This is a genomic window from Pseudomonas sp. Xaverov 259 (genome assembly GCF_019352915.1).
GTDB lineage: Bacteria > Pseudomonadota > Gammaproteobacteria > Pseudomonadales > Pseudomonadaceae > Aquipseudomonas.
Window position 1 is genome coordinate 126,652 of sequence record NZ_JAAAFV010000057.1, and the last position, 17,334, is coordinate 143,985.

Annotated in this window: 14 protein-coding genes and 1 pseudogene; 3 read left to right on the forward strand and 12 right to left on the reverse strand. The window is 61.6% G+C overall.

What is annotated here, in order from left to right; translation table 11 throughout:
* Positions 1 to 3: 3 nt before the first annotated feature.
* Together cydB and K0H48_RS23285 are read right to left on the reverse strand one after the other, a co-directional pair.
* Complete coding sequence (cydB, locus tag K0H48_RS23280) at positions 4 to 1,011, reverse strand: cytochrome d ubiquinol oxidase subunit II (RefSeq protein WP_056858218.1); 1,008 nt, start codon at positions 1,009 to 1,011, stop codon at positions 4 to 6.
* Between the two features lies 1 nt (position 1,012).
* The gene (locus K0H48_RS23285) at positions 1,013 to 2,452 is read right to left on the reverse strand and encodes a cytochrome ubiquinol oxidase subunit I (RefSeq protein WP_017139317.1); all 1,440 of its coding nucleotides are present in this window, start codon (positions 2,450 to 2,452) and stop codon (positions 1,013 to 1,015) included.
* Positions 2,453 to 2,769: 317 nt separating this feature from the next.
* Here K0H48_RS23285 and K0H48_RS23290 point away from each other — a divergent pair, with 317 nt between their 5' ends.
* Positions 2,770 to 4,008: an MFS transporter gene (locus tag K0H48_RS23290; RefSeq protein ID WP_219269357.1), complete on the forward strand. Its 1,239-nt coding sequence runs from the start codon at positions 2,770 to 2,772 to the stop codon at positions 4,006 to 4,008.
* Between the two features lie 153 nt (positions 4,009 to 4,161).
* Here K0H48_RS23290 and K0H48_RS23295 read toward each other — a convergent pair whose 3' ends face one another.
* From K0H48_RS23295 to K0H48_RS23310, 4 genes are all read right to left on the reverse strand, one after another.
* Complete coding sequence (locus tag K0H48_RS23295) at positions 4,162 to 6,345, reverse strand: xanthine dehydrogenase family protein molybdopterin-binding subunit (RefSeq protein ID WP_219269358.1); 2,184 nt, start codon at positions 6,343 to 6,345, stop codon at positions 4,162 to 4,164.
* On the reverse strand, positions 6,342 to 7,331 hold the full coding sequence (locus K0H48_RS23300) for a xanthine dehydrogenase family protein subunit M (protein WP_219269359.1): 990 nt from the start codon (positions 7,329 to 7,331) through the stop codon (positions 6,342 to 6,344). The genes K0H48_RS23295 and K0H48_RS23300 overlap by 4 nt, the downstream gene beginning before the upstream one ends.
* Positions 7,328 to 7,837, reverse strand: coding sequence for a (2Fe-2S)-binding protein (locus K0H48_RS23305; protein WP_219269360.1), 510 nt, complete (start codon positions 7,835 to 7,837; stop codon positions 7,328 to 7,330). Before K0H48_RS23305 ends, K0H48_RS23300 begins: the two co-directional genes overlap by 4 nt.
* A 96-nt stretch (positions 7,838 to 7,933) precedes the next feature.
* Positions 7,934 to 8,377: a DUF4879 domain-containing protein gene (locus tag K0H48_RS23310; RefSeq protein WP_219269361.1), complete on the reverse strand. Its 444-nt coding sequence runs from the start codon at positions 8,375 to 8,377 to the stop codon at positions 7,934 to 7,936.
* A 210-nt stretch (positions 8,378 to 8,587) separates the two neighbouring features.
* Here K0H48_RS23310 and K0H48_RS23315 point away from each other — a divergent pair, with 210 nt between their 5' ends.
* A complete protein-coding gene (locus K0H48_RS23315) occupies positions 8,588 to 9,883 on the forward strand; it encodes an NCS2 family permease (protein ID WP_065911126.1) in 1,296 nt (431 codons plus the stop codon).
* The gene (gene trmA, locus K0H48_RS23320; RefSeq protein WP_138813751.1) at positions 9,880 to 10,959 is read left to right on the forward strand and encodes a tRNA (uridine(54)-C5)-methyltransferase TrmA; all 1,080 of its coding nucleotides are present in this window, start codon (positions 9,880 to 9,882) and stop codon (positions 10,957 to 10,959) included. The genes K0H48_RS23315 and trmA overlap by 4 nt, the downstream gene beginning before the upstream one ends.
* Before the next feature lie 99 nt (positions 10,960 to 11,058).
* Here the strand turns inward: trmA and K0H48_RS23325 are convergent, their stop codons facing one another.
* The 6 genes and pseudogenes from K0H48_RS23325 to K0H48_RS23350 form a co-directional block, all read right to left on the reverse strand.
* Positions 11,059 to 11,526 (reverse strand): DUF2442 domain-containing protein, encoded by a 468-nt coding sequence (locus K0H48_RS23325; protein ID WP_219269362.1) that lies wholly within the window; start codon positions 11,524 to 11,526, stop codon positions 11,059 to 11,061.
* Positions 11,523 to 11,956 (reverse strand): annotated as a pseudogene (locus K0H48_RS23330) (DUF4160 domain-containing protein). The gene K0H48_RS23325 and the pseudogene K0H48_RS23330 overlap by 4 nt, the downstream one beginning before the upstream one ends.
* A gap of 135 nt (positions 11,957 to 12,091) precedes the next feature.
* Positions 12,092 to 13,408 carry a TolC family outer membrane protein gene (locus K0H48_RS23335; protein ID WP_219269363.1) on the reverse strand — a complete coding sequence of 439 codons (1,317 nt, stop codon included), beginning with the start codon at positions 13,406 to 13,408 and terminating at the stop codon, positions 12,092 to 12,094.
* Positions 13,405 to 14,715 (reverse strand): HlyD family type I secretion periplasmic adaptor subunit, encoded by a 1,311-nt coding sequence (locus tag K0H48_RS23340; RefSeq protein ID WP_219269364.1) that lies wholly within the window; start codon positions 14,713 to 14,715, stop codon positions 13,405 to 13,407. Before K0H48_RS23340 ends, K0H48_RS23335 begins: the two co-directional genes overlap by 4 nt.
* A complete protein-coding gene (locus K0H48_RS23345; protein ID WP_219269365.1) occupies positions 14,712 to 16,448 on the reverse strand; it encodes a type I secretion system permease/ATPase in 1,737 nt (578 codons plus the stop codon). The genes K0H48_RS23340 and K0H48_RS23345 overlap by 4 nt, the downstream gene beginning before the upstream one ends.
* Before the next feature lie 170 nt (positions 16,449 to 16,618).
* Positions 16,619 to 17,236: a heme acquisition protein HasA gene (locus K0H48_RS23350; RefSeq protein WP_219269366.1), complete on the reverse strand. Its 618-nt coding sequence runs from the start codon at positions 17,234 to 17,236 to the stop codon at positions 16,619 to 16,621.
* Positions 17,237 to 17,334 lie beyond the last annotated feature (98 nt).

The window sequence follows — 17,334 nt, forward strand, 5'->3', positions numbered from 1 at the left end:
CTCCTAGTGGTAGCCGTCTTCGTGGGTGACCTTGCCGCGGAACACGTAGTAGCTCCAGAAGGTGTAACCCAGGATAAACGGGATGATGAACAACGTGCCCACCAGCATGAAGCCCTGGCTCTGCGGCGGTGCGGCAGCGTCCCAGATCGACACGGAAGGCGGAATGATGTTCGGCCACAGGCTGATCCCCAGGCCACTGTAGCCGAGGAAGATCAGCACCAACGTCAGCAGAAACGGCGTGTAGTGGGCATTACGTGCCACCGCGCGGATCAAGCCGTACATGGTCACCAGCACCAGGATCGGCACCGGCAGGAACCAGAACAGGTTCGGCAGGGTGAACCAGCGCGAAGCGATTTCCGGGTGCGCCAGCGGCGTCCACAAACTGACGATGCCGATCACCGCCAGCACCACGAAGGCCAAGGGCCGTGCCAGGTTATGCATCTGCTCCTGCAACTTGCCTTCGGTTTTCATGATCAACCAGGTGCAGCCGAGCAAGGCATAGGCGACCACCAATGCAACGCCGCAGAACAGGGTGAACGGCGTGAGCCAGTCCAGCGAACCGCCGGCAAACTGGCGATTCACCACCGGAATGCCATCGATAAACGCCCCCAGCGCCACGCCCTGGAAGAACGTCGCGGCGATGGAGCCACCGATAAACGCCTTGTCCCACAGGTGACGCTTGTCGTCCTTGGCCTTGAAGCGGAACTCAAAGGCCACGCCGCGGAAGATCAGCCCGATCAGCATCAGGATCAGCGGCAGGTACAACGCCGACAACACCACCGAATACGCCAGCGGGAACGCGCCGAACAACGCCGCGCCGCCGAGTACCAGCCAGGTTTCGTTGCCGTCCCATACCGGTGCGACGGTGTTCATCATCACATCACGGTCGACTTTGCCGGGGATAAACGGAAAGAGGATGCCGATGCCCAGGTCGAAGCCGTCCATCACCACGTACATCATGATGCCGAAGATGATGATCACGGCCCAGATCAGCGGAAGATCAATACCCATCTCAATTCCCCTTGTGCTGGATGTGGGTGTGGTCGTCATCGCTGCCGTCATCGGCGGCGGACAACGGACGGGCCGGTGTACGTTTCTGGCCAGGGCCACCATGGGTTGGCTCGCTGCCTTCGTGGGTCTGCGGGCCTTTGCGCACCAGGCGCATCATGTAGCCCAAACCGGCGCCGAAAAGCGCGAAGTACACCACCACGAACAACACCAGCGTGATGGTCATCTGCGCCAGGCTATGCCCGGATGAAGCATCCGCAGTGCGCATCAGCCCATACACCACCCACGGCTGGCGGCCGATTTCGGTGGTGAACCAACCGGCAAGAATCGCGATCAAGCCGGAAGGCCCCATCCACAACGCCAGGTACAGGAACGGCTTGGACGTGTACATCTTGTCGCCCCGGCGCAGCCACAGGCTGAACAGACCGGTGAAGATCATCAGGAAGCCCAGGCCGACCATGACCCGGAACGACCAGAACACAATGGTCGAGTTGGGGCGATCCTCAGGCGGGAACTCCTTGAGCGCCGGCACCTGCTTGTCCAAAGAGTGGGTCAGGATCAGGCTGCCAAGGTACGGAATTTCGACCGCGTATTTGGTTTTCTCGGCCTTCATGTCGGGCCAGCCGAACAAGATCAGCGGCGTCGGCTCGTTGCCGATATTTTCCCAGTGGCCTTCAATCGCGGCGATTTTCGCCGGTTGGTGCTTCAAGGTGTTGAGGCCATGGAAGTCACCGATCACCGCCTGGATAGGCGCCACAATCAAGGCCATCCACATCGCCATCGACAGCATGGTGCGGATCGCCGGGTTGTCCTTGCCGCGCAACAAGTGCCAGGCCGCCGAGGAACCGACGAAGAACGCCGTGGCGACAAAGGCTGCCGTGGCCATGTGCATCAGGCGGTAGGGGAACGACGGGTTGAAGATCACCGCCAGCCAGTCGGTGGGAATCACCCGGCCGTCGATGATTTCAAAGCCTTGTGGTGTCTGCATCCAGCTGTTGGAGGCCAGAATCCAGAAGGTCGAGATCAGCGTACCGACGGCCACCATCACCGTGGCAAAGAAGTGCAGCTTGCGCCCCACTTTGTTCCAGCCGAACAGCATCACCCCGAGGAAACCTGCCTCAAGGAAGAAGGCCGTGAGCACTTCGTAGGTCAGAAGCGGCCCGGTGACGGCGCCGGCGAAGTCCGAGAAACGGCTCCAGTTGGTACCAAACTGGTAAGCCATGACCAAGCCCGAAACCACCCCCATGCCGAAGTTGACGGCAAAGATCTTCGACCAGAAATGGTAGAGGTCACGGTAGGTATCGTTGTGGGTCTTGAGCCACAAGCCTTCCAGCACCGCAAGGTAACTGGCCAGGCCGATGGTGATCGCCGGGAACAGGATGTGAAACGAGATGGTGAACGCGAATTGAATTCGGGCGAGATCTAGCGCCTCCAAACCGAACATAAGTCTTCCTCTGTCAGGTAATACCGGCTGCTGGCGGGAGCCTGCACCCACTGCCCCCACGGATATGGAGTGTGGCGAATTTCAATTCGTTTCTTTTTTTACCCATCACGTAGGGATTCTGGCCTTTCGGCCGCCAGAACAATCCCGGGGCCGGTTTTGATCTGGATCAAGCATTGCTCAAAGAGTAGTCCCATTTTGGCTGTAGGACGGCGTGGTCTTTTGCCGCGTGACAGCTTGCCTCAGCTCAGTTCTTGCAACTATTTGTTACAGCTTGATGCTAATCTCGCCATTCACTCCGTTCCGAACCCGTATCCCCGATGCCCAGTGAACCCGCCTTGTTGTTGCGCCACCACCGTCCTTTTATCGCGTTCTGGCTGGCGCGGATCTTTACCGCCAGCGGTTTCCAGATGCTTACCGTGGCCATCGGCTGGAACCTCTACCAACTGACTGGCAACGTGCTGGACCTGGGTTTGGTTGGCCTGGTGGAGTTCGTACCACGGGTGCTGTTCATGTTGCACACCGGGCATGTGGCTGATCGCTATGAGCGGCGCAAGGTCGCTGCCATCTGCCAGACCGTGCAGGCATTAATTGCCTTGTCCCTGGCCATCGGCGGTCTGACCGGCAACGTGACCCGCGAGATGATCTTTATCCTCGCCTTCCTGCTCGGCGCTGCACGCTCGTTTGAAATGCCCACCACCCAGGCGCTGCTGCCGAGCATCGTGCCCAGCGCGCTGTTCCCAAGGGCCGTGGCCTCGTCGCAGTCGGCCCAGCAACTGGCGACCATCGTCGCACCGGCCCTGGGCGGCTTGCTTTATGCGTTCGGCAGCGTGTGGGTGTATGGCCCCACCGTGGCGCTGTACCTGATTGCCTGCGTGCTGACCCTTAACCTGCCCGCACGCCAGACGCCGCTGAACAAGGCCAAGGCAACCATGGACTCGCTGTTGGCCGGGATTCGCTTTATTCGCAGCCGCCCGGACATTCTCGGCGCCATCTCGTTGGACTTGTTCGCCGTGCTGCTGGGCGGTGCCACCGCATTGCTGCCGGTGTTCGCCAAGGACATCTTGCTGACCGGCGCCTGGGGCCTGGGCCTGCTGCGCTCGGCGCCCGCGGTGGGTGCCTTGTTGATGTCGCTGTGGCTGGCGCGGTTCTCGGTAGACCGCAAGGTCGGCCGTGTGATGTTCACCGCCGTCGGTGTGTTTGGCGTGGCAACCATTGCGTTCGGTCTGTCGACTTCGTTCTGGTTCTCGTTGGCCGTGCTGGTGGTGCTGGGCGCGGCGGACATGATCAGCATGGTGATCCGCGCATCGTTCGTGCAACTGGAAACCCCGGATGAAATGCGCGGGCGCGTCAGTGCGGTCAACGGCCTGTTTATCGGCGCCTCCAACCAACTGGGTGAGTTTGAATCCGGGATTACCGCCCACTGGTTCGGCACCGTACCTGCCGTGGTGATGGGCGGGATTGGCACGTTGTTGGTGACGGGGGTGTGGATAAAGCTGTTTCCGACCCTGGCCAACCGCGATCGGATGCATGTGCCGGTGGAAGAAACGAAGGCCTGAGGCCACCGGTGACCCTGATGTTGAAATACAGTCAATGTGGGAGCGGGCTTGCTCGCGAATGCAGTGTGTCAGTCACTGAATGTGTATCTGACACGCCGTATTCGCGAGCAAGCCCGCTCCCACATTTTGACCTTCTGTGGCTTGGAGACCGGGTTACAGCACCTTATCCAGGGTGATAGGAAACTCCCGCACGCGCTTGCCGGTGGCATGGTAAATCGCATTCGCCACCGCTGCCGCCACCCCGACAATGCCTATTTCACCCACGCCCTTGGAGCCCAGGGCGTTGACGATTTCGTCGTGTTCTTCGACAAAAATCACTTCAATGTCGCCGATGTCGGCATTTACCGGGATGTGGTACTCGGCCAGGCTGTGGTTCATGTAGCGCCCCAGGTGATGATCGATCTGGGTTTCTTCATGCAGGGCCATGCCGATGCCCCAGACCACGCCGCCGAGGATCTGGCTGCGGGCCATCTTCGGGTTGACCACACGCCCGGCCGCGATGGCGCTGACCACCCGACGCACCTTGATGGTGCCCAGGTCTTCGTCGACCTGAACCTCGACAAACACCGCCGAATGGGTCGCCGTCGCATAGCCTTCACGCTTTTTGTCCGGCTGGCTGTCAACCTGAACGGCCAGCACTTCGTCGCCACTGTCCTTGACCAGTTGTGCCAAGGACACACTCACATCACCGGTGTGCAACTGGCCGTCTTCAAAACGCACCGATTCAGCCTCTTTGAACACCGGGTAAGTCTGCCGGGCAATCGCCAGTAGCTTGGCGTTCAGCGCCTCGCAGGCTTGCTGCACCGCAGTGCCGACGGACGACACGGTAAACGAGCCGCCCTGTAACGGCGCCGTGGGTAATGACGAATCACCGAGCAGAAAACGCACATCGGCCATCGCCACACCACTGGTTTGCGCGGCAATCTGCGTCATCACCGTATACGTGCCCGTGCCGATATCAGTAGTGGCGCTGCTGACCGTCAATTGGCCTTGAGCATCCAGCTGCGCCTTGGCGCTGGCCTTCATCTGCAAGGCTTCCCACACACCACCGGCCATGCCCCAGCCGATCAACTGGTTGCCATCACGCATGCTGCGCGGCTCGGGGTTGCGCTGGCTCCAGCCGAAGCGCTCGGCGCCTTCGCGGTAACACTCGCGCAGGGCTTTGCTCGACCAGGGTTTGTCTTCGTTCTGGTTGCGCTCGGCGTAGTTGATCAGGCGCAGTTGCACAGGGTCCATCCCCAGGGCGCAGGCCAGTTCATCCATTGCGCATTCCAGGCCGATCACGCCCAGCGCGGCGCCCGGCGCGCGCATGTCCATCGGCGTATATACGTCCAGGGGCACCAGTTTGTAGGTCAGTTGCACATTGTCGCAGTGGTAGAGCATGCCGCTCCATTCCACCACATGTTCGCTGAAGTCTTCGAAGCGCGAAGTCTGGCCAATCGCAGTGTGGCCCAACGCCAACAGGCGTCCATTGGCGGCAGCGCCCAGCTGCAAACGCTGCAGGGTGCGCGGGCGGTAGCCAAAGGTGAACATCTGTTGACGGGTCAAGGTGACGCGCACCGAACGCTTGAGCGCCAGCGCTGCCATCACCGCCAGCGGCAATTGATACTGCGGGCGCAGGCCCGAGCCAAAGGCACCGCCGACAAACGCAGCGAAGATCCTTACCTGACTTTTATCCAGGCCGAAGACTTTTTGCACATACGCCTGGCAGTTCTGCGGGCCTTGGGTCTTGTCGTGGATATGCAGGGTGCCGTCCGGCTGATACAGCACGGTGCTGGCGTGGGGTTCCATCGGGTTATGGTGCTCGATGGGCGTGCTGTAGTGCATATCCAGGCTGACGGCGGCAGCGGCCCACTCGGCCTGGAAGTTACCCCGAGGCTTGGGCGGCGTTTGCGGCGAGGGGTGCGCCTGCTCCTGCTGGGCAACCAAGTCGGTTGCAAACGCCTCGGTCGCGTATTCGATCTCGACCAGCGAGGCAGCGTGCCGCGCCAGTTCAAGGTTGTCGGCGATCACCAAGGCCAGGGGTTGGCCGCTATACAGCACGCGGTCGTTATACAGCGGGCGAAACGGCGAGCCGTCGGCCGCATCGGCGTCGGCGAAAGCCTCATCGTAGCTGGCGAGTTTGGGGCGGTTCAGATGATCAAGCACGCTGACCACGCCCGGCAGCGCCAGGGCTTTGGACGCGTCAATCCTGAGGACTCGGCCCTTGGCAATCGTGCTTGAGACCACACTGCCATGCAGCAGGTCGTTGCCTGGAAACTCACCGGCATAACGCGCCTGGCCAGTGACCTTGAGCAGACCGTCAACACGGTCCAGGGGTTTGCCGACAGCGGTCATGGGCGTTCTCCTGCGACAGCAGCGTCACTCAGGGCACGGATAATGGCGCGGCGTGCCAGCTTGATCTTGAAGCGGTTGTGTTCCAAAGGCTCTGCGTCTTGCAGCAGGGCGTCAGCGGCCTGGCTGAAGGTTTCGCGGCTGACCGCTTGCCCGATCAGCGCGGCTTCCACGGCGCGGTCGCGCCAGGGTTTGTGGGCCACACCGCCAAGGGCCAGGCGCGCATCGACGATGGTGTCCCCTTCCAGTTCCAGCGCGGCGGCAACGGAGACCAGCGCGAAGGCGTAGGACGCACGGTCGCGGATTTTCAGGTAGTGGCTATGGCTGGCGAGCTGATCAGGCGGCAGTTCGATGGCAGTGATCAGCTCATCGTCGGCCAGCAGGTTGTCGCGCTCAGGCGTATCGCCAGGCAGCCGATGAAAATCAGCAAACTCGATCACCCGCGCGCCGCCACGTCCTTCTACATGCACCCGCGCCTGCAGCGCTGCGAGGGCGACGCACATGTCCGAGGGATGGGTGGCCACGCAGTGTTCGCTGGCGCCGAGGATCGCATGGATGCGGTTCAACCCGGTGCGCGCCGGGCAGCCGCTGCCGGGTTCACGCTTATTGCACGGCACGCTGGCATCATAGAAATAGTAGCAACGGGTACGTTGCAACAGGTTACCGCCGGTACTGGCCATATTGCGCAGTTGCGGCGACGCGCCCGCCAGGATGGCCTGGGACAGCAACGGGTAGCGCGCTTCGATCAGCGGGTGCCAGGCCAGGTCGGCATTGCTGACCAACGCGCCGATCATCACCCCGCCGTCGGCGGTCGCTTCTACGCCATGCAGCGACAAGCCGGTGATGTCGATCAGGTGTTCGGGGCGGCTGATGTTTTCTTTCATCAGGTCCAGCAGGTTGGTGCCACCGGCGATAAACCGCGACGTCGCGCTGCTCAGGTGTACGGCTTCATGCACATCGGCCGGCTTGCTGTACTGGAAGGGGTTCATTGGTCACCTCCCAGCACAACGTCTTCAATGGCGTCGCGAATATTGCTGTAGGCCCCGCAGCGGCACAGGTTGCCGCTCATCAGTTCCTGAATTTGCGCAGAGTCATGGGCGCGGCCTTCATTGGCCAGGCCGACGGCGGAGCAAATCTGCCCCGGCGTGCAGTAGCCGCACTGGAACGCGTCACGCTGGATAAAAGCCTGCTGCATCGGGTGTAACTGCTCGCCGTCGGCCAGGCCCTCGATAGTGGTCAATTCGGCACCGTCGCACATCACCGCCAAGGTCAGGCAGGCGTTGATACGCTTGCCATCGCGCAACACCGTGCAGGCGCCGCACTGGCCGTGGTCGCAGCCTTTTTTGCTACCCACCAGATCCAGCTGTTCGCGCAGCAGGTCCAGCAAGGTGGTCCAGGGCAACACCTGCAACTGGCGATCTTGGCCGTTCAGGGTCAGGCGTATCGGGTGGCTGACGAACGGTTTGGTCGTCGCGCCATTGGGGGTCACGCTCATAAACACCTCACGGGTTGGTGCACATCCGCGGCGTTCAGGAAAGTCGCCGTCTTAGGGCTACGACTTCCCGGGGTAGTGAGCGTTCAAGGGGATTGATCAGAGGATGTTGAACAAGAGCTTCAACGTGTTTTGCGCGCCATTGATCGAGATATTGCTGAATTCGAACCAGCCTTGGGCCTGTACATTCAGGTCAAACACATAGATGTAGCCCATCACAGTGCCTGCACCGTTACAGACTTCGCTGATGTTGCCCACCTGACACACCGGCGTGCGTTGCCCATTCAATTCGGCGCCATTGAAGCGCCCCATCGGGCTTTTGCCCAGGCCGACTTCCATCACCGAAACCTTGGTCTGCCCACGATGGGTGCACATCTGGGTGGTCGTCACTCCCGTTGGGATGGTTTCCGTGCAACGCGCCGACTCGACTTTGAACACCCGCACCTCGCTCAAGGGCGGTGCAGCCGCGCCCCACGCCGGTGCCACGAGCCCCAGGCCGATTACGGCGAACAGAGCTAGACTGCTGGCGTTGGCTTTTTTCATGCTGATAACGACCCTGTATTTAACGTCGGCGCAGTATGCCTCAAGGCCAGATTCGAGAATACGCAGCCTACTCCGCCACATCGCGTCGGCTGCTGGTATCATGCGCCGCTTTTTCCGATCCTCTCTGAAACCACAGGCGCTTGGCGCAGTTTGTGCTTTGACTTAGAGGTCAACAAATAACGACGCAAAATAGCGTCACAGGGAGCCGGCATGCTGGAAAAGCTGTTTCAACTCAAAGCACACAACACCAACGTGCGCACCGAGATTCTCGCGGGTATCACGACCTTTCTGGCCATGGCCTACATTCTGTTCGTGAACCCGAGCATCCTCGGCGAGACCGGCATGGACAAGGGCGCGGTGTTTGTCGCCACCTGCCTGGCCGCCGCCATCGGTTCGACCGTGATGGGCCTGATCGCCAACTACCCGATCGCGCTGGCACCGGGCATGGGCCTCAACGCCTTCTTCACCTACACCGTGGTCCTGCACATGGGCCACACCTGGCAAGTCGCGCTGGGCGCAGTATTCATTTCGGCGGTGTTGTTCTTCCTGCTGTCGATCTTCCGCATCCGTGAGTGGATCATCAACAGCATCCCGCTGCCGCTGCGCTCGGCGATTGCTGCCGGTATCGGCCTGTTCCTGGCGCTGATCGCCCTGCATAACGCCGGCATCGTGGTCAGCAACCCGGCCACCATGGTCGGCCTGGGCGACCTGAAACAACCGGCGCCGATCCTGGCCACCCTGGGTTTCGCGCTGATCGTGGCACTGGAAGCCCTGGCGGTACGCGGTGCGGTGCTGATCGGCATCCTGGCGGTGACCATCGTGTCCATCGTGATGGGCTTCACCCCGTTCGGCGGCGTGACCTCGATGCCACCGTCCCTGGCGCCGACCTTCCTGCAACTGGATATCAAGGGTGCGCTGGATATCGGCCTGGTCAGCGTGATCTTCGCCTTCCTGTTCGTTGACCTGTTCGACAACTCCGGCACCCTGATCGGTGTAGCCAAGCGTGCCGGCCTGATGGGCAAGGACGGCCACATGCCGAAAATGGGCCGTGCACTGATCGCCGACAGTACCGCCGCCATGGCCGGTTCGCTGCTGGGTACGTCGACCACCACCAGCTACATCGAGTCGGCTGCGGGCGTGAGTGCCGGTGGCCGTACCGGCTTGACCGCCATTGTCGTTGCCATCCTGTTCCTGCTGGCGCTGTTCTTCTCGCCGCTGGCCGCCAGTGTTCCAGCGTTTGCCACCGCGCCGGCGCTGCTGTTCGTGGCCGTGCTGATGACCCAGGGCCTGGCCGAAATCGACTGGGATGACATTACCGTTGCAGCGCCCGTGGTGGTCACCGCCCTGGCGATGCCTTTCACTTACTCCATCGCCAACGGCATTGCCTTCGGTTTCATCGCCTGGACCGCCATCAAGCTGCTTTCGGGCCGCTACCGTGAGCTGAACCCGGCACTGGTGATCCTGTCGATTCTGTTTGTGATCAAGCTGGGCTGGTTCAACGCATGACTTTTGACGCCGCAAGCTACACCGTTCAACTGCAAGACAAGGTCACGCGCCTGCGTGACCTGTTGGCACCGTTCGACGCCCCCGAACCGCAGGTCTTCGATTCGCCGCTGCAGAACTTCCGCCTGCGCGCGGAGTTCCGCCTGTGGCGCGAAGGCGGCGAGCGCCACTACGCGATGTTCTCCCAGGACGACAAGCGCACGCCGATCCTCATCGAAGAATTCCCGATCGCCAGCGCACGCATCAACGAGCTGATGCCGCAACTCAAGGCCGCCTGGCAAGCCAGCGCAGCCTTGAGCCACAAGCTGTTCCAGGTGGAGTTCCTGACCACGCTGGCCGGCGACGCGATGATTACCCTGTGCTATCACCGCCCGCTGGACGAGCATTGGCACACTGCTGCGAACAAGCTCGCGGCCGACTTGAATGTCAGCATCATCGGCCGCTCCAAGGGCAAGCGCGATGTGATCGGCCACGACTACGTGGTGGAAAAACTCGAGGTCGGCGGCCGCACGTTCAGCTACCGCCAACCCGAGGGCGCGTTCACCCAGCCCAACGGCACCGTGAACCAGAAGATGCTCAACTGGGCCTATGAAGCCTTGGGCGATCGCCCGGATGATTTGCTGGAGTTGTACTGCGGCAACGGCAACTTCACCCTGCCACTGGCGACCCGCGTGCGTAAGGTGCTGGCCACCGAAATCAGCAAGACTTCGGTAAATGCGGCCTTAAGCAACCTCGATGAGAACGCAGTGGATAACGTCACCTTGGTGCGCCTGTCTGCCGAGGAACTCACCGAGGCACTCAACGAAGTTCGCCCGTTCCGCCGCCTGCACGGCATCGACCTCAAGAGCTACGAATTCGGTAGCGTGTTCGTCGACCCACCGCGCGCCGGCATGGACCCGGACACCTGCGAACTGACCCGACGTTTTGACAACATCCTGTACATCTCCTGCAACCCGGAGACGCTGGCGGCGAACATTGCGCAACTGCATGACACGCACCGGATTACCCAGTGTGCGATGTTTGACCAGTTCCCCTGGACGCACCATATGGAATCCGGGGTGTTATTGACCCGGCGGTAAACTGTGGGAGCTGGCTTGCCTGCGATGGCGGTAGGCCTGCCCTGCATCGGTCAACTGATACACCGCTATCGCAGGCAAGCCAGCGCCCACACTGGGTTCTCATGCATCTGTTGAATCACCGTTATCCAACGGCTCCTTGCGGGGCCGACCGCCCTTCTTGCCATTGGCTCGGGCGGCGGCGGTTTTGGCGGCGCTGCTCTTGCGACCGTTACGCGATGCCACCAGGCTTGTCGCCAGGTCCATCAAGGGCTGGCTGGTGGCGATGAGGCCGGTGATCGACACATCCAGATCCTGCGCCTCACAGCACAGCGCCTTGCCGCCAAAGCCGACCTCCAGTTGTTGAAAGTCCGCCTGGGAAAACCCTTCGAACTCCGGCAGCCCGGCTACAGGCAACATGACGCGGCTGCCGTCGCTGAAGCCGATGGAAATGCACTCATGTTCATAGCGCACATTGCTGGCATTGGCGTACAGACGTTTGAGCTTGCGCCCACGGGCGATTGCCTTGTCGACATCGGCGTCCGTGAGCGGCTTGTACGGTACGACTTTGGCTTTTACGATTTTTTTCATAAATCAATCTCCACAAAACCCGGTGCCCTGACCAGATTCAAAATTGTCTTCTGCCCCACGACATCGTGCCGGGCACGTGCAATCACATAAACACCGCGCTGAATGATCAGCCCTGGCAGTACCTCATCGGCTTCCCAATCCCAAGAGTGATTCTCCAGGCAAACCGTTTGCAGCTTCTCCCACCAGATCCTGCGTGCCCGCGCCAGGTAATGCGGCTGCATGATCGCCTCACGTATTTCCTTCAGGAGCGCAGTGGATGGCCGCCTGCGATCCGGCTCTACATCCCACAACTCCACGTCCCCATCCAGAAAGCTGAAACGAAAACGCGCATCCCATGCCATGCCATGCCCCTGACATGAACGTGGGGCGGGCAGTGTTCATCCCTGAGAAACACCGAAATCACATATCCTTTGTAAGCACCTACTTTCATCGTAACCCATCCGTTAGGTTATTTTCCGTCAGGTAACAATTTTTCCGTGGCACCCGACAACCGGCTCCATCCTTGCGAAGCTGTTTCACAGATTAGTAACGACGAACAACCCCGCGAATGCGGGGTTGTAACCACTCATGCCGACGGCTGGAAATACCCTGCCAACGCCCGCAAGTCCTGCTCGCTCAGCAACCCCGCGTAATACTTCAACTGAATCCGCGCCAGCAAATACGCATGCCGTGCGTTGGCCAGGTCGCGGCGGGCGGTGAACAGTTGTTGTTCGGCATCGAGCACGTCGAGGTTGACCCGCTCACCGCCGGCAACACTCTTTTTGGTCGCGCTGACCAAGGCCGTAGCCGAGCGGACGGCCATCTCATAAGCACGCACTTTCGCCGCGCCGCTGGTGTTGAGGTTGAACTGCTTGCGCAGCTCCACCAGGGTGTTGGCGGTTTGCGCGTCCAGTTCATATTGAGCCTGGGACAATTGGTTCGCCGCCTGGCGTGTGGACGCCGAGACCGAGCCACCAGCAAACAACGGCAAGCTGACCTGGATGCCGACACTGTTGGTGTCGTATTTCTGGTTGTAGCTGCTTTCCGAATCGGAGCTGGTCTTGCGGCTGCTGGCGTACAGGCTGACCTTGGGCAAGTGCCCGGCGCGCTTACGCTCGACTTCATAGGAAGCCACGTCCAGCGCGTGATGCGAAGACTTCAGCTCAGGATTGTTGGCCATGGCCATTTCACGCCACGTCTCAAAACGGTTCGGCTCCAGGGGCGCAATCTCAAACTGGCGCGCCAGCGGTGCCAACTCTTCGATCAGTAACGGCTGACCCACAATGGTCTCCAATTCACGCAAGGCGCTGTCCTGGGCGTCCTGCGATTCAAGCTCTTCGGCCTGGGCCAGGCTCAGCCGCGCCTGGGTTTCCAGCACATCGGTACGCGTGCCCTCGCCGCCTTTAAGCAGGCGATCATTGAGTTGCAGGCGCTCGGCAAACGCGCGCTTCTGCGCGCGGCTCAACTCGATGCGCTCCTGGGCCAGCAGCGCCTGGCTATAGGCGCCCAGTACCCGCACGGCCAATTCCTGGCTTTTGCTGCGAAAGCGTTCATCGGCCATCAGCGCCTGGGCGGTGCCCTGGCGAAACCGTGCATAGGCTTCGTAATCGAGCAGCGGTTGTTGCAGGGTCAACGTGGAGGCGTAGCTGCGATAGTCGCGGTCGCTGGTGGTGCGGTTCTGGGTGACTTCGGATTCATTGCGCGAATTGTTGTAACTCCAGGACAGGTTCGGCAGCAACGCCGCCCGGCCGATCACGTAGTTCTCCTCACCGGCTTCGCGTTCCTGGATCGCGGCCTGAAAGGTCGGATCATTACGCAGGGCCAAATCGTAAGCTTCCAACAAACCCAAGGCATGGGCTGCTGGCGCACAACTCAAACACAGGGTAAACAGCAGCGCTTTCATTCTTCCACCAGCGCCATGTGCGTGCGATCGAGCAGCGGCTTGAACAGGTAGTTGAGCATCGAACGCTCACCGGTTTTGACGAAGGTTTCCACCGGCATGCCCGGACGGATCTGCACACCGTCCAATTGCTGCATACCGGCCGCGCTGACCTGGGCGCGCAGTGTGTAATACGGCTCATCGGTACGCTCATCCACCTGACGGTCAGCCGATACCAGCGTCACCTCGCCGGCCACACGCGGCGTGGTGGCCTGGTTGAACGCCGAGAACAACAACTCCACCGGCAAACCTGGGTGCACCTTGTCGACCATCTGCACCGGCACGCGCGCTTCCACCAGCAACGGCTCGCCTTGGGGCACGATGTCCATCAGTGCCTGGCCGGGTTTGATCACGCCGCCTTCGGTGTACACATCGAGCCCCACCACCACACCGGCAGCGGGCGCGCGCACCAGGCTGTTGGCCAGTTCGAACTCGGCCGAGGCCAGGCGATTGCGCAGGTCATCACTGCGGGTGCGGGTGTCGGCCAACTGGCCGCGCAGGTCTTTCTGGAAATCTTCGCCCAGTTGGCGAATGCGCAAACGCAATTCGAGCACCTGGCGTTGCAGTTGGCCGATGCGGCCGAAATCCTCGGCAATGGTGCCGTCTATCTGCGCGTACAGGCGCTCGCTGTCGAGCAGGCGATTGCGTGGGATGTAACCGTCGCGCGCCAATTCGCGCAGGCCTTGCAATTGCTCGTTGAGCGCCGCCCGTTGCTGGACTTTGCTGGCCTGGGAATCGCGGGTGCCGCGCAACTGCGCCTCGGCCCCGACGATGGTTTCGCGCAAGCCTTGCTGCTCGGTGGCCAGCGCCTGGGCGCGGCTGCTGAACAACTGCCGCTGTAAATTCAGCACGATGGCGGCGTCGGGCTCGTCGAGCAATTCGGCGCCGAAGTCGATGGTTGCCAGCCCCTCACTTTCGGCACTCAAGCGCGCCTCACTGGCCAGCGACGCCCAATACTGGCTGCGCAGCGATTGCATCTGCCCGCGCAGTGGCGTTTCTTTCAAGCGCAACAGCACCTGGCCGGCCTTGACCACATCACCGTCGCGCACCTCGATGCGCTCGACGATACCGCCGCTGGGGTGCTGCACCGTCTTGCGATGGCCCGAGACCATCACTTTGCCGGACACGGCCACGCCCTTGTCCAACGGCGCCAATGCCGCCCAGCCAAGAAACCCGGCAAAGCCGCCGAGCACCAGCAGCCAACCCAGGCGCGAATACTTCTTATCGTCCAGCGCCAGCACATTATTCGGTACGGGTTTGACTTGGCTCATGCCTGCTTTCCTTCACCGAGGCGGTAACTCATGCTCAGGGTCGACACCGGCTTGGCCGGCGCGGGTTTCTGCCGGGCTTCCAACACGCGCGCCGTGGGGCCGAACGCTTGCAACTGGCCGTCCTTGAGAATCAGCAACTGGTCGGTCAGGGACAGCACGTTGGCTTTGTGGGTGATCAGAATGACCGTGCGGCGCTGCTGCTTGAGCTGGGCGATGGCCTGGAGCAACGCCTGCTCACCGGCCTCATCAAGGTTGGCGTTGGGCTCATCCAGCACGATCAGCGCGGGCAGGCCGTACAACGCGCGCGCCAGGGCCACGCGCTGCTTCTGGCCGCCGGACAAACCCGCACCGCCCTCGCCCAGTTGCGTGTCGTAGCCTTGGGGCAGTTGCAGGATCAAGTCATGTACACCGGCCATTTGCGCGGCGGCGAGTACCTTGTCGGCGTCCATGTCGGCAAAGCGCGCGATGTTTTGCGCGATGCTGCCGGCGAACAGCTGGATATCCTGAGGCAAGTAACCAATGTGCGGGCCGAGTTGCTGTTTGTCCCACTGGGTCAGGTCGGCGCCGTCCAGGCGCACCTTGCCGGCCAACGGTGCCCAGGCACCAACCAACACGCGGGCCAGGGTGGATTTGCCGCAACCCGACGGGCCAATCACACCCAACACCTCACCCGCCGGCAAGCTGAAACCCAGGTTACTAATGGCCGGGCGACGGTTGCCCGGCGCGCAGGCGCTGACCTGCTCCACACTCAGCTGGCCCGTGGGCACCGGCAAGCTCATGCGGGCTGGCCGGGCCGGGTTGTCCGCCAGCATCTGTGACAAGCGTTCGAAGGCCAGGCGCGCCGAACCCCATTGCTTCCACACACCAATCAACTGGTCGATAGGGCTGAGCACCCGGCCCATCAAGATGGAGCCGGCGATCATCATGCCCGGCGTGATGTCACCCTGCACCGCCAGCAAGGCGCCTAGCCCCAACACCAGTGACTGCAAGGCCAGACGCACGCCCTTGGACCAGGCGGTAACGGCAGCGGTCTTTTCACTGGCCAGGTTCTGCTGCGCCAGAAACGCCTGGTGCTGGGTGAACCAACGCTCGCGCAAGGTGGCGAGCATGCCCATGGCTTCGATGGTTTCCGCATTGCGCAAATTGGCCGTGGCCTGCTGGCTGGCGCTGATGGACAGTTGGCTGGCCTGGGCCATCGGTGCCTGGCTGACATGGTGGTTGACCCACGCCAGGGCGATCAGGACCAGCGCGCCGCCCAGGGCCAACAGGCCGAGCCAGGGGTGAAATAGGAAGATCACCAGCAGGTACACCGGAAACCACGGCGCATCAAAAAACGCGAACAACGCCTGGCCGGTGGCGAACTGGCGTAGCGTGGTCAGGTCGTTCAAGGCCTGGCCCGCCGCCTGGGTGCCGCCCTTGAGTTGCGCTTCGAACGCGGCATCGTATACGCGCTGGTTCAAGCGCATGTCCATTTGCGTGCCGAGGCGGATCACCACCTGGCTGCGCACCCACTCCAACGCACCCATCAGGCCGAACAAGCCGAGGACCATCAGCGTCAGCATCAACAGGGTCATCTGATTACCCGAGGCCAGCACCCGGTCGTACACTTGTAGCATGTAGAGCGCCGGGGCGAGCATCAGCAGGTTGATCACCGCCGAGAACAGGCCGATGTTGAAGAAGCCACTTTTATAGGCCGTGAGGGCAGCCAGGGTTTCGTTGCCGGCGTGGCGCATCTGGGGATTCTCGTGGGGTTAAGCGGGCAGCGCCGCCGCGTTGACAGGCGATACGGCGCTGCGCAGAATTTGGCACCGCTGTCGCTGAAGAGTTAGAAGGCTTGGCGACGGCGGTGTGTCATGCGGCGAAGGGCAGAGCGATCTCCCCTTCGCTTTTTTATGCAGCAGCGTCAGGCAGCGAGTGCCCAGTCCTGCGCCACGTCTTGCACGCCGACCAGGGCAACATCGGCCGACGGTGCGGCGTGACCCAGCCCGGCAGCGGCCAGTTGGTCGAAGGTCGAGGCCGTGGACAGGCCGAAGTCGTCCAGCAGGTTGTTGAGCACGCTTTCCAGCGCGGCGGTGTTGCCCTGCATCAGGCCGTAGATCACGCTCTGAACTTCGTTGCCCACACGACCGGCGCCTTCGGCAGCGCTCAGGTCGAGGCCGTTGAACGCAACTTTGAAGTCATTGAGGGTGAAGTCGCTGCCACCGCCGCCGCCCAGGCCGGTGCCCAGTTGCACGTTATCGAGGTTGCCCCACAGGTAGTGGTTCAGGTTGTTGCCGGCAGGCAGCGACGGGTTGAACACATAGTGCAGGCCGTTGCTGGTGTTGCTGTCGGCGATAAAGGCGTATTCGGAGTTGCTGGCGCCGTGGGTCGAATACTGGTCACCACTGAGGGAACCGTTGCTGAAGCCACCGGTGTTGCCGGTGCCATGACCGGCCGTATTGAAGCCCACAGCCCAAGAACTCAAGTAGTCGGATACCGACAGTGAACCCAGGCCCGAATCGTAGCTAACAGAAATAGTCATCACTAAACCTCGTTAAACAACGTTTTAGATGAGCACGCCGGTGCGGCGCACTTTTTTGCCCACGCTTGGGCAAAACCATTGATCAGGTGCATCAGCAC